Source organism: Pseudomonadota bacterium, assembly GCA_036339585.1.
Taxonomy (GTDB): domain Bacteria; phylum Pseudomonadota; class Alphaproteobacteria; order UBA8366; family UBA8366; genus UBA8366.
In genome coordinates this window covers 30,372-43,113 of the sequence record JAYZAS010000004.1, presented here as the reverse complement: position 1 = coordinate 43,113, position 12,742 = coordinate 30,372, and the positions used below count along the sequence as shown (strand labels likewise).

Here is a 12,742-nt window from a genome sequence, read left to right as displayed (position 1 = left end):
AAAAGGTTTAAAAAGGTTGCTCAACGTTATTGTGGTGTAATGAAAGGCGAGTTCCATAAAAAGGAAGGGGTTAGTCTCGTTCGTATCCACCTTGAGAATATAACTCCTAACGGTAGGCTTAAGGTTAAAAGAAGTGAGGGGTCAGAAAGCGACACCTTCGCGCACAAATTAACAATACCCCTGTGAAAAGGTTAGTGTGTATAGATGCAAACTTGGTAGCGAAAAGTAAAATTCTCAAGAGTTAGTCAATATGGCCATTACAAAGGATGTAACTCATAACAAAACGGGATGGTTTCGTGATCTCATTAGGTCTATCACATGGCCTACGTTAGTGATTGCTTGTGTATGGATGGTCCATTTGGGGATCTCAAAAGGTCAGCCGGTAATTTATTTCAACATCACTTATTTTTCACTCGCGCTAATTATTTGCGTTTTGGAGCGAATGATTCCTCATGAGGAGGTCTGGTTGAAGAGCGATGGTCAAATCGCTGCAGACCTTGGTCATACAGTTCTGAGTAAAATGCCTGCACAAATATGGGCAGGTTTGATAATAATCGGTATTTTGGAAGTTGCTGGTAACAATGGGGGAGTTCTGTGGCCAAATACCTGGCACCCAGCAATCCAAATTGTTTTAGGGCTTTTGGTGGCTGAATTTGGACTTTATTGGGCGCACCGATGTGCCCATGAATGGCCCATCCTTTGGCGATTCCATGCAGTTCATCACAGTATTGTGCGGCTCTGGTTTGTGAATACCGGGCGATTCCATGTCTTGGATGCTATGGTAAGTATCTCGCTTGGTCAGGCGATGTTATTAATGGTCGGAGCACCCGAGTTTGTGATGTTGTGGGCAGCTATGTTAACTCCTTTCATTGGCTTTCTCACGCACTGTAACATTGATATGCATTTTGGGCCTTTGAGTTATATCTTCAACACTCCTGAACTTCACCGGTGGCATCATTCGAGATCGAAAGGGGAAGGAAATAACAATTATGGAGAAAATTTTGTGCTCTGGGATCAACTTTTTGGAACTTTTTATAACCCACCCCGCCGTCCATCACCAAATATTGGGATTGACGATTATATGCCACAGAGTTTTTGGGGTCAGTTAAAAATCCCCTTTGTCTGGGAACGACAGCAAGCAGAGACACCTACCAAAGAGGCATCCTCAATGAATAACCTAAGAGTAAAAAAAAGTCCTAAACATCTAAGAACATCATAGTTCAAAATGACTACAGCCCTTCATTTCACCCATGCGATTCATCACGATAGTCAAGTGACCGGCATCCGGGTAGCAGTTGACGGCATAGTTGACGCTTTTTTGAGATACGCCGCCCAAGATAAAATGTGGTGCGTAGCCCCAGAAGAGGAATTATTTCAATTTTTTGTTGAGAAAGCAGTACATGCAGGTCGATCAGCAGATTCTTGCATTCATTTAACGGATACGCAGGCTAAAGAATTTTCAAAGGTTAGCTGTCTACTCAAACCAGAGCCATCGATTGCGCATATGGCGTGGAATCGGCGACAAGGTAGCCAGAGAGCTTACAGTTTATGTGGAGTGAGTCATACAATGTCCACCTCCAACGTAATGAAGGCGGTTGGTGATTGTATTACTAATCCTCTGCAGAGCTGGGATGCCATAATTTGCCCCTCAATGGCTATCCGGGACTCAATCCATTCTCTTTGGAATGGCTGGCGGGAATATCTTGGGCAGCGATTTGACTCTAGAATCCGTTGCCCTATTCAGACACCTGTGATCCCGCTCGGTATCGATTGCCAAAAATTTTCTAAAAACCGTGATCCAATTTTAAGAGTCAAGCAAAGGGAAATTTTGGGTGTCAGCAAAGACCAGGTGGTTGTTTTATTTTTAGGTAGGCTGAGTTATTTCGCGAAGGCACATCCCTTGCCACTTTTCTTGGCTGCAGAGCAGGCTGCTAAAGAAACCGGTAAGCAGATACACTTAGTCTTCTATGGATACTTTCAGAGTGAAAAGTTTGAAACAGAATTCCGCGACGCGGCTTCTAGCTTTTGCGAAAAGGCGATGGTATCATTTGTGCTAAACACAGAGTCTGAATTCACAGAAGGTGTGTGGGCTGCGGCAGATATTTTTGTATCTCCTTCAGACAATATCCAGGAGAGTTTTGGGCTTACACCGATCGAAGCAATGGCCTCGGGTTTGCCAGTAATAATCAGCGATTGGGATGGTTATCGAGATGCAATTTCGCACGGAGTCGAGGGTTTCCTGATCCCAACGCTTATGCCGGCACCTGGTAATGGGGTAGATCAAGCTCACCGTTATTTGTCAGAAGAGGATAATTATGGGGAGTACTTAGCAGGTGTCTCCCAATCAACAGCTGTTGATGTGCGTGCATTAGTTTCGGCGCTTGTAACGCTGATTGAAAATAAAAGTCTGCGGCAGAGTATGGGTAACGCCGGCATTTTACGAGCAGAATCTAGGTATGATTGGAAGCAGGTGATTCCTCAATATGATGCATTATTCGCAGAGCTTGCGGAGCGACGCAAGGTTGACCCAGAAAGTGCGGAGCGAAAGGTTGGGAGCTCTGCCTTCCCCTTAAAGCCAGACCCTTTCCAAATGTTTGAGGGCTTTTCGTCTGCAACACTCTCGTGGGACGATCAATTGGAGCTATCACAAGGGTCTCCGAATGCTCTCACTCGCCTTATAAAGCATAGAATGAACTATTTCGCTCCAACCCTTTTAGTTCCACCCAAGGAGCTACCTACTGTTCTATACGTTATTAAGAACAACCCAGGCATTACGTTAGCCGACCTTTCTAAAAAACTTGGCAATTCAACAAAAGCACAAGTTATGCGTACGGCTTCCTGGTTAATAAAGCTAGGTATTTTGGAGCGAAGATAATTATTTGAACCGGTACGTAATCCGCCCTTTGGTAAGGTCATAAGGGGTCATTTCAACGGTCACGCTGTCACCGGCGAGAACACGTATGCGATTTTTCCGCATTTTCCCTGAAGTATGTGCAAGCACTTCATGATCATTTTCTAGCGTCACACGAAACATAGCATTAGGCAGCACCTCGGTGACTGTGCCCGAAAATTCAATTGGTTCCTCCTTGGCCACGTACATTCCTTTCAGCCATATTGTTAATTCCTGAACATTAGGCAAGGCAGAGAAAAAAACAAGGTTTACTTTTCTCTCGGTAACTATTCTAACGTTTCTAGCGGCAACGCTGTTCTATATTTTACTTGTTTGAGGGCGAAACTAGAATTTATTGAAGCAACGCCATTGATTCTAGTTAAATGATTGATCATAAATTTTTCGTAGGCAACAAGGTCGGCTACAACTACTCTAAGTAGATAATCAGAATCGCCCGTCATCAGATAACACTCCATAACTTCAGACCTTGACAGTACAGCATCCTCAAAAGTTTCGAGTGCGGATTCAATTTGGCGTTCCAGGCTTACTCGTACAAATACACTCACGGGAAGGCCGACACTTGCAGGGTCAAGCAATGTAACCCGGCGCTTGATAACCCCGTCCTTTTCGAGTCTCTTTACCCTTCGCCAGCAGGGAGAGGGAGAGATCCCAATGCGCTTAGCTAGTTCGGCATTGGATATTTGTGCATCCTCTTGCAGAACATTGAGAATTCGGCAATCAATAATGTCAAATTGAAACAAAACGGTATTTTATGGAGCTAAATAGGTTAAACATTGCTAAGGATGAACATATTATTGGAATTAAAGCAATGAAATTCCTCTTAAGTTGGGAGTATTATTAACCACTAATATTTCACTTTTGGAAAAATCTCATGGCAGAACAACACCAGTTCTCAAAAAATGGTACAGCCAAGGTTCTTTTACAGGAGCGGTTATCGGATCTTTGTGAAATTGAAAAAAAGGTGCTTTGGCTATCGTCGTGGATGATACACAACGCAAATCATATTCGGCCAGGACGCGATGGCTTAAAAGTAGGGGGGCATCAATCTTCCTGCGCTTCAGCGGTAACTCTTCTTACAGCACTCTTTATGGAAATTTTGAGGCCGGCTGATAGAATCGCAATAAAACCGCACGCGAGTCCTGTCTTTCATGCCTTGATGTATCTTTTCGGGAGACAAAGTGTCTCTAATCTGCAGGGTTTTCGCGCGATGGGTGGGGCTCAGGCATATCCCTCCCGCACTAAAGACACTGATGATGTTGATATTTCAACTGGATCAGTAGGGCTCGGGGTTGGGTTTACTCTCTGCGCTGCCTTGGTTCAGGATTACGTTAAGTATCAAAAGCGCATGGGCGATGATATTGAGCCGGGACGATTTGTTGCTCTGATGGGCGATGCGGAGCTCGATGAGGGCAATGTATTTGAAGCTTTACTTGAGGGTTGGAAGCACAAGGTTCGAAATCTCTGGTGGATAATAGATTATAATCGCCAGAGCCTCGATGGAGTTGTTAATGATCTCTTGTTTCAGAAAATTCAGAGATTTTTCGAAACGGTGGATTGGGACGTAGTAACACTAAAATATGGGAAAAAATTGGAGCAGGCCCGAAAAGGTCCCGCCGGCGAAGCATTACTGCAGTGGATTGATGATTGTCCGAATGACCTTTATTCCGCACTTACCTACAAGGCCGGCGCTTCATGGCGCAAACATCTCAAAAAGGGACTTCGTGGCACGTCGGGTTTGGAAGAGTTACTTGATAATCACGATGATGACGCTCTCCATAGTTTGATGACAAATTTAGCGGGCCACGATATGGAGTCCGTGCTTGAGGCCTTTAATAAGGCATCCCCAGAGCATCCAACTTGCTTTGTAGCTTACACGATTAAGGGTCATCGTATGCCTTTTGCTGGGCACAAAGATAATCATGCTGGCCTCATGAACGCAGAGCAAATGGCCGTTTTTAGAAACGAAATGGGTATCAAAGATGGTGAAGAATGGTCATTTGATTCTGGCTTGAACCTAAGGGGTGAAAGACTCGAGCAATTTCTCGCTTCCGCGTCTTTCAATGATGATTCGAATCGTCGGCATGTTGCAGCTAGGGTGGAGGTGCCAAAATACTTCGACATTCGCACGAACACACAAAGTTCAACTCAGCAGGGATTCGGCCAACTAATGAACCAGCTTGGGCGCACTGAAAGCGAACTGGCTGATGCCATCGTCACAACGTCACCTGACGTGACAGTTTCAACGAATCTCGGTGGGTGGGTAAATCAGCGCGGACTTTTTGACCGGCAAGGCAAGAAAGATGTATTCAAGGAACAAGATGTAGCATCACTCCAGAAATGGTCAAAATCTCACTCAGGCCAACATATCGAACTTGGGATCGCAGAAAATAATTTATTTCTGATGCTTGCCGCAATGGGGCTTTCGGAACCGCTTTTTGGCGCGAGGGTATTGCCTGTGGGAACTCTTTATGACCCTTTTATCAACCGTGGACTCGATTCGTTGCTTTACGCTTGTTATCAGGACGCTCGTTTCATGGTGGTGTCCACTCCGTCAGGAGTCACCTTGGCGCCTGAGGGTGGAGCACATCAATCTATCAACACTCCTTTGATTGGTATGGGCCTTGATCGCCTTTCCTATTTTGAACCAGCTTTTGTGGATGAGTTGGGCATCATAATGGCTTGGGGTTTTAGGCATATGCAAGCACCAGTAAGTGAAGGTGGGGGCTCAGTATATTTGCGGCTTTCGACCCGTCCAGTGCAACAACCGGACAGGAAGGTAACCCAAGAACTGATAGATGGAGTAACGGCTGGGGCCTATTGGGTCAAGGCACCATCTCCAGGTGCTGACTTAGTAATTGCATTTTGTGGGGCACTTGCTCCTGAAGCGATTTCTGCTCATTCAGCGGTTATTGAAGACGCTCCAGGCGCGGGACTGCTTGCTGTAACCTCGCCTGATCTTCTTCATCAAAACTGGATTAAAGCAAAACGAAGTAAAAATGAAATTTCGCACATTGAGAGAATTTTAAGACCCTGTGCTGGTGATGCTGATATTTTGACCGTTCTGGATGGTCATCCGGCAACACTTTCATGGCTTGGTTCCGTGGGGTCATATCGATGCACTGCACTGGGTGTGGAAAAATACGGCCAATCGGGAACCATCAGTCAACTGTACCGAGAACACATGATAGACCGGGACTCAATATTGGAAGCTGCCGCAACTATTTTCTTACGTCGATTAAACTAACTGCCAGCGACTGTCATCCCATCTACACGGAGTGTGGGGCAATTCGTGCTATAACGAAATTCGAGATCGTTTGCGGGTGTTAAGTTTAAAAACATATCTTTTAAATTACTCGCCACTGTCATTTCGCTCACTGGGTATGTGATTTGACCGTTTTCAATCCAGAAGCCTGAAGCTCCGCGACTATAATCGCCTGTAACCCCATTGATGCCAAAACCCATCATGTCGGTAATGTAAAAGCCCTGCTTAATTTCTTTAATTAAGTCTTCTGGTGTTTTAGTTCCTGGTGTCATGTGTAGATTCGTTGTTGCTGGGCTAGGAGGGGAGGACGTACCGCGGGATGCACGACCGTTGCTGTGGACGCCAAGTTGCCGCGCTGATCTTAGATCAAGAACCCATTCAGTTAGAATCCCGTCTTTTACAAGTTCAATTAGGTGGTTTTCTAAGCCCTCAGCATCAAAGGGCTTGGATGCGAGACCACGTTTGCGGTGTGGATCGTCAATAATGGAAATATTGTCAGGGAGGATTTTTTCTCCTAATTCATTTTTTAAAAAACTTGTCCCCCTAGCAATTGCACTTCCATTAATAGCACCGGCCAGATGCCTAATAATGGAATTTGCGATCCTAGGTTCATATACCACTGGTACTTTAGCACTTTGCGGTTTACTGGGGTTGAGCCGCCGCACGGTTCTTTCACCAGCTCGACGACCTACTGCCTCAGGGTCATCTAAATCGGACCTAAATACAGCAGATGTATAATCGTAATCCCGCTCCATCGCAGTCCCTTCCCCTCCGAGCACGCATGCGCTTATGCTAAAGGACGAGCTTCGGTAGCTACCTACGAAGCCATTGGTCGCTGCTAACAAAACTTCACTCTGCATCCATCCAGCTTCTGCACCCTCAGAATTAGTAATTCCGTTCACTTCTAATGCAGCACCTTCAGCAGATCGAGCCCACTCAATAAGGGTGTTTGTGTCAGGTTTTGACTCATCAAACATTTCTAGCTCTGGAGGCTCTTTTTTTTGTAACTGGTCGGGGTCAGCAAGGCCGCAGTATTCATCCTGAGGAACAGCTTTGGCCATGGCTACTGCTCGCTCGGCTAAATTATTAAGTGCGCTGGGTGTTTGATCTGAAGAGGAGACCACGGACTGTTTTTTGCCCTTAAAAACACGAAGTCCTATATCTGCATTTTCTGCACGTTCTATGTTTTCAGTTTTCCCAAATCGTTGAGAATGGCTTAAAGATTCTTGGTGCACATAAACCACCTCGGCAGCATCGGCGCCTAATCCAGTGGCTTTTTTTAGTAAACACTGCAACTTGTTGAAAGTTTCCTCGCACACAAATATTCTCCCATTAACCAGTACGAATGCATGACACAACACTAAATGTTGCAACTAAGATTAAAATACCGCTACACAAGATCACCTGACGCCGGCCTCTGGTCCAATCGTCAGTAGTTATTACTTTGGACTCCTTCTCTTGTGTTTGTAACGTTTCATCGCCGCCGGCCAGTCGGCGTGTAATTTTTTTATGAGTAGAGGCAAAAGTCTTGTCAGCTGAACGCATGCGACGTCGAATGTGAAATACAAACCAGAAAGCAAAAACTCCAAAAAGAGCAGGAATAAGCAACTCAGTTGAATTCATGTTCATTTCCATATGGCCCGTCCCTTGCCAGGCAAGCCAAATTCATCCCACATCTGATCAATTTTTTCGATGACAGTGTCACTCATTCGAATAGTGCTGCCCCAGTCACGTTTAGTCTCTGGTGGCCACTTGTCGGTCGCATCCAAGCCAATCTTTGAGCCTAAGCCCGGAACGGGACTCGCAAAATCTAGATAATCTATCGGTGTATCCTCTAGAACCGTTATGTCACGAGCTGGGTCCATTCGTGTCGAGATAGCCCATATAACATCATTCCAATTTCTGGTGTCTATCGTATCATCAACCACCACCACCCACTTCGTGTATGTAAATTGGCGTAGGTAAGACCAGACTGCCATCATTACACGTTTCGCATGGCCGGGATAGGCTTTCTTAATTGCGACAACAGCTAGACGATAAGAGCAGGCCTCTGGGGGCAGCCAAAAATCAACTATCTCAGGAAATTGTTGCTGAAATAAGGGTATAAAAACTTCATTCAAAGCTTCGCCGAGTATGCTTGGTTCGTCTGGCGGTCGCCCTGTAAAAGTGGAGTGATAAATTGGATTAGCTCGCTGTGTTATTGCCGATACAGTGAAAACTGGGAATGGCTCTTGTGCATTGTAATAACCTGTATGATCCCCATACGGACCTTCCGGCATTGTATTGCTGAGATCCACATGGCCCTCCAGTACAATCTCTGCTTCGGCGGGAACTTTAAGTGGGACTGTTTTGCAGTCTACTAAGCTGATACTTTTCCCTTTTAGGAGGCCTGCAAATTGATATTCTGATATAGTATCTGGCACCGGTGTAACTGCTGCTAGTAATGTTGCTGGGTCGGCTCCGATCACCGCTGCGACTGGTATGGGATCGCTTTTTTGCTCAGTCCAGCGCGCGGCCTGTTGCGCACCGCCGCGATGAGCAAGCCATCTCATGAGAGTAGTTCTACGGCTTTTTACCTGCATGCGATAAATGCCGAGATTGTAGCTGTCTGACTTATTTCCAATTGGATCAGGGCCTTGAGTAACAACCAACGGAAAGGTTATAAGGGGCGCTGGTTCATCGGGCCAGCAAGTCTGGATAGGATATCGTGTTAGATCGATTTCTTCTCTCTCAAACAGTACTTCTTGACACGGCGCCACCTTAACTTTTTTTGGTCTCATAGCAATTATTGATTTGAGGAGTGGAAGTTTTTGCAAAGCGTCGCCTATCCCCACTGGTGGTTCTGGCTGTCGAAGAAAGGCCAGCATCTTACCCACTTCTCGCAACTCTTCGGGCGATCTCCCCATCCCAAGCGCCACTCGTTCCACCGTGCCAAAAAGATTTACCAACACTGGCACATGAAATTCTTTTCCATCACCCCCGAGTGGATTTTCGAAGAGTACTGCTGGACCTTTCTCTGCTAATAAACGAGTTTGTATTTCGGTCATCTCTAATTCGGTTGAAACCGGCGTTTTAACTCGCTTTAGTAGCCCGCGTTGTTCTAAGTCAATAATAAAATCTCTAAGGGAATTGTAAGTCATGGTAATAAACTAGTGCAAAAATAACCTAGAAGCGAAATTTGTTTTTTAGCAATATTATGCCACTTATTGGAGACCACTTCATGGCAAATGATGTGACCGAATTGAGCAGCATTTTGAAACGAGCACGAGATTACCCCTATTGGGCCCCAAAACGCTCTTATACATGGGATACGAGAGCTGAAATGGATAATGTTAGACCATTTGATCCAAATTTGGTGCAACATTGCTGGCCGGTCTTGGCGGTCGGGTCAAATCGCTCTCCCCAACAACTATCGCGCAAATTTAAAGAATTCGATGCGGGGCCAATAGCAGTGCAATACGGAAGAATTGCCGATTTCGACGTTGTGTATGCTGCCCATATCAGCGCATACGGTGCTGTGCCAGCAATGCTTCAGCGTGCACCCGGCGTGCAAGCTAAGATAGCGATAACGTGGTTGAGTGATGAGCAATTAGATATCATGCATCACACCGAAGGTAATTATCATTTCGGCGAAATAGAGCATGTGCAGCTTTCACTCGAACACAGCGATCCAATTGAATCGGCTTATCTATACGTTGGTAAGCATGGTAGTTTGAACATAAGTAATCAGGCTATTGGGGTACACGATATAGCAGCTGTCAACAGGCCCTACACGAGCGCCAAATCCGTTGAAATCATAGAAATGTTAAGAGAACGTCTTGGGGCCTCCGAGAATCCTGACAACTTCATTTTACGTTTGGTGAATGATGACCACTATCGTAATACTATTATTTCCATTTTAGCAGCAAAGGCTCAGCCTTTCGATTACCCCGTCAATATAATTGAAAAGGATCTTTGCGGGTCTCGAGAGTGCTAGTTTTTTAAAAAAAACCTGGAGGCCTTAGTCATAAAACTCGCCAAACTTGCGCATTTCGTAAATCAGTATCTTCCAGTCGGGATTCGGTTTTCTTGCGATATTTTATAACTCTCTTTAAGCCATTCTTTGGTAGGTAGATACGCTGAGGATCGCCAACAAAAACCTTTGACCCGCTACCTACAAGTGATTTAAGCCATGTAGTTATTGTGAGAGACATATTGTAATCGTAGTATACATCTGCTGCGAACACTGTCGCCCAGTTCTTGTCAATCCCGATTAAATTTTCCCGTGTTATTTCTATATCCACCTTATTATTCTTAGCGTTGATTTCTATTGCTGCTTCTGCATATTCATCGATATCACTCGCAATCACATGCGCAGCACCAGCTTTTGCTGCCGCGATAGCAACGATTCCGCTGCCTGAACCAAAATCAAGAACCGTCTGTCCGGAAACGATTGCCGGATTATCAAAAATGTATCTTGCTAATGCTTGTCCTCCTGCCCAAGCGAAAGCCCAGAATGGCTCGGATATTCCCAATTTTGAAAAATATTCGGGTGTTTGCAACCAAATGGGGCATGTTTCATTTGCGAGATTAAGTTGAATTTCAGGAACTAGCGAAGGAGTTACTGTTGCAGTATTTTCCCGGACAAAGGCTTTTTGGGATGTCATCACTAACGCCTTTTAGAGGAGTTGCCCGATAACTAGAGCAGCCAATATCCAACAGCCTATCTGTGTATTTGCCCGAAAGTGCGAAAGGCAACTCTTGGGGTCGTCGAGATCTACACTGTACAATTGTATCATCAACAAAACTGCGGGAACTGCAAGCACCATAAAATATAGCGAGCTGAGGTTGGCGAGGAGCCCGGTTAAAATGAAGCAACCCATTGCTGAAATATAGAAACCACTGATCCAAGCCTTACTCGTTGACCCGAATTTTAGTGCAGTGGACATTACTCCGATAAGGGCATCGTCTTCCTTGTCTTGGTGGGCATATATCGTATCGTAGCCTAATGTCCAGAAAAATGCAGCGGCATATAGGGTGAAGGTTGCGGGCACAAGTGTGCCAGTTATTGCTGAAAACCCAACCAATACCCCCCAGTTGAAAGTTATCCCTAGGAAAGCTTGTGGCCAAAAGGTTACACGCTTCATCATAGGATAGATGGCAACAAGGGTCAGCGATGAGATTGCGAGAATCCTTGTAAAATCATTAAGAGCAATTAGGATAAATGCAGAAATTAATAACATAAAAAACATGAAAATGGTTGCTCGGGCCACGCTGATGGTACCACTTGCGAGAGGACGCGAAGCAGTGCGAGCCACTTTGGAGTCAATATGTCGATCCAAAATATCATTCCAGATGCAGCCAGCAGAGCGCATCAGGGTTGCGCCTATCAGAAAAATTAGTGCTAGAAGTGTAGCGTCCCAAAACAGGAAGATATTTATTGAATTGTAGGCCAAACCCATTCCCCACCAGCAGGGTATTGCTAGCAGCCAGATGCCAATGGGACGATCAATGCGAGCTAACCGTAAATAAGGCTGAACGTAACTTGGAAGTTTTTGATCGATCCAGTCACCTTTCACAATGTCACTATTCTGTTTCATAACTCCTCTAATCTGCGATGGTTGCTGCCGGAAGGCAACAAAGTCTGTAAAAAAATTTGAAGTGGCGGCAACGTGTGCTGAGTTCAAAATGATTATAAGACTGTTTTTGTATTTAAACGCTGATAAGATTTTGTACGTTTCACAGTGTCCAAGTGAAGATTGTGGCTAATTAGTTATAGGTCTGGCAAAAAAAGGTGAGTTATATGACACGGTCCCCGCCACGTTTGTTCGTTGATTATTCGCTTACAAGTGGCTCCATTATCCGCCTTCAAAAACCCCATATTCATTATCTAAAAAATGTACTCCGTCTTCGGGGGGGGGCAGCGGTATCTCTTTTCAACGGGCGCGACGGTGAATGGCGTGGATCACTCGCGATGGATCTTAGTCACATCTCTGTAAAAGTTGAAAAATTACAGCGTCCGCAGCCGGTCCCTTCGGGACCAGGTCTTTTATTTGCACCGATCAAGAAAGGTCCCATGGAAGTGTTATCACAGAAGGCCACAGAACTTGGTGTCTCTATCTTTTTACCGACAATCACGGATTACACTGATGTAACACGATCGAACTTTGACCGAATCAGAGCAATAGCTGTTGAGGCGGCAGAGCAGTGCGACCGCTTAACTGTCCCAGTAATCGAACATCCTAAAAAGCTTAATGACCGATTGCAGGTTTGGCCTAAGAACACCAAGCTGCTATTTGCTGCGGAGTCAGGCTTAGTCAAACCAATCGATGCGGCTCTCAGAGATATAAGGGATAAAGATACCCGAATGGATTGGATAGTAGCGGTTGGGCCTGCCGGGGGCTTTAGCCCGGCCGAGCATGAAATGCTGCGCAGTTTATCCTATGCAATTCCCGTGGGGCTTGGTCCCAGGCTACTAAAGGCTGAGACTGCTGCCATTGCAGCATTGAGTTGTTGGCAGTCGATCTTGGGAGATTGGGCTAATCGGCCCATTGACAGAAATGAGGAATAGGTTAGGAACTCGATAACAC

General features: G+C 45.4%; 12 protein-coding genes. 5 read left to right on the top strand and 7 right to left on the bottom strand.

All coding sequences use genetic code 11. From position 1 onward, the window contains the following. Positions 1-250: 250 nt before the first annotated feature. Both VX941_03090 and VX941_03085 read left to right on the top strand, forming a co-directional pair. Complete coding sequence (locus VX941_03090) at positions 251-1,219, top strand: sterol desaturase family protein (protein ID MEE2932391.1); 969 nt, start codon at positions 251-253, stop codon at positions 1,217-1,219. Positions 1,220-1,225: 6 nt separating this feature from the next. After that, complete coding sequence (locus VX941_03085) at positions 1,226-2,875, top strand: glycosyltransferase (protein MEE2932390.1); 1,650 nt, start codon at positions 1,226-1,228, stop codon at positions 2,873-2,875. Here the strand turns inward: VX941_03085 and infA are convergent, their stop codons facing one another. Beyond that, positions 2,876-3,094 carry a translation initiation factor IF-1 gene (infA, locus tag VX941_03080; GenBank protein MEE2932389.1) on the bottom strand — a complete coding sequence of 73 codons (219 nt, stop codon included), beginning with the start codon at positions 3,092-3,094 and terminating at the stop codon, positions 2,876-2,878. A gap of 83 nt (positions 3,095-3,177) precedes the next feature. Next, positions 3,178-3,651: an Lrp/AsnC family transcriptional regulator gene (locus VX941_03075; protein MEE2932388.1), complete on the bottom strand. Its 474-nt coding sequence runs from the start codon at positions 3,649-3,651 to the stop codon at positions 3,178-3,180. Positions 3,652-3,782: 131 nt separating this feature from the next. On the opposite strand from VX941_03075, the gene VX941_03070 reads away from it, so the two are divergent. Then, positions 3,783-6,155: a transketolase gene (locus tag VX941_03070; protein MEE2932387.1), complete on the top strand. Its 2,373-nt coding sequence runs from the start codon at positions 3,783-3,785 to the stop codon at positions 6,153-6,155. Here VX941_03070 and VX941_03065 read toward each other — a convergent pair. From VX941_03065 to VX941_03055, 3 genes are read right to left on the bottom strand one after another with little or no spacing between them, the layout of a single operon-like run. Then, positions 6,152-7,492 (bottom strand): TldD/PmbA family protein, encoded by a 1,341-nt coding sequence (locus VX941_03065; protein ID MEE2932386.1) that lies wholly within the window; start codon positions 7,490-7,492, stop codon positions 6,152-6,154. The genes VX941_03070 and VX941_03065 overlap by 4 nt on opposite strands. Positions 7,493-7,505: 13 nt before the next feature. Continuing rightward, the gene (locus VX941_03060; protein MEE2932385.1) at positions 7,506-7,796 is read right to left on the bottom strand and encodes a hypothetical protein; all 291 of its coding nucleotides are present in this window, start codon (positions 7,794-7,796) and stop codon (positions 7,506-7,508) included. Positions 7,797-7,798: 2 nt separating this feature from the next. Next, positions 7,799-9,313, bottom strand: a complete 1,515-nt coding sequence (locus VX941_03055) for a UbiD family decarboxylase (GenBank protein MEE2932384.1) — start codon at positions 9,311-9,313, stop codon at positions 7,799-7,801. An 80-nt stretch (positions 9,314-9,393) separates the two neighbouring features. Between VX941_03055 and VX941_03050 the strand changes: the two genes are divergently transcribed. Next, positions 9,394-10,149, top strand: coding sequence for a hypothetical protein (locus tag VX941_03050; GenBank protein ID MEE2932383.1), 756 nt, complete (start codon positions 9,394-9,396; stop codon positions 10,147-10,149). Positions 10,150-10,177: 28 nt separating this feature from the next. Here VX941_03050 and VX941_03045 read toward each other — a convergent pair whose 3' ends face one another. Both VX941_03045 and ubiA read right to left on the bottom strand, forming a co-directional pair. Beyond that, positions 10,178-10,819, bottom strand: coding sequence for a 50S ribosomal protein L11 methyltransferase (locus tag VX941_03045; protein ID MEE2932382.1), 642 nt, complete (start codon positions 10,817-10,819; stop codon positions 10,178-10,180). A gap of 12 nt (positions 10,820-10,831) precedes the next feature. Then, positions 10,832-11,752 carry a 4-hydroxybenzoate octaprenyltransferase gene (gene ubiA / locus VX941_03040; GenBank protein ID MEE2932381.1) on the bottom strand — a complete coding sequence of 307 codons (921 nt, stop codon included), beginning with the start codon at positions 11,750-11,752 and terminating at the stop codon, positions 10,832-10,834. A 203-nt stretch (positions 11,753-11,955) separates the two neighbouring features. Between ubiA and VX941_03035 the strand changes: the two genes are divergently transcribed. Next, positions 11,956-12,723 (top strand): 16S rRNA (uracil(1498)-N(3))-methyltransferase, encoded by a 768-nt coding sequence (locus tag VX941_03035; protein MEE2932380.1) that lies wholly within the window; start codon positions 11,956-11,958, stop codon positions 12,721-12,723. The last annotated feature ends 19 nt before the right edge of the window (positions 12,724-12,742 follow it).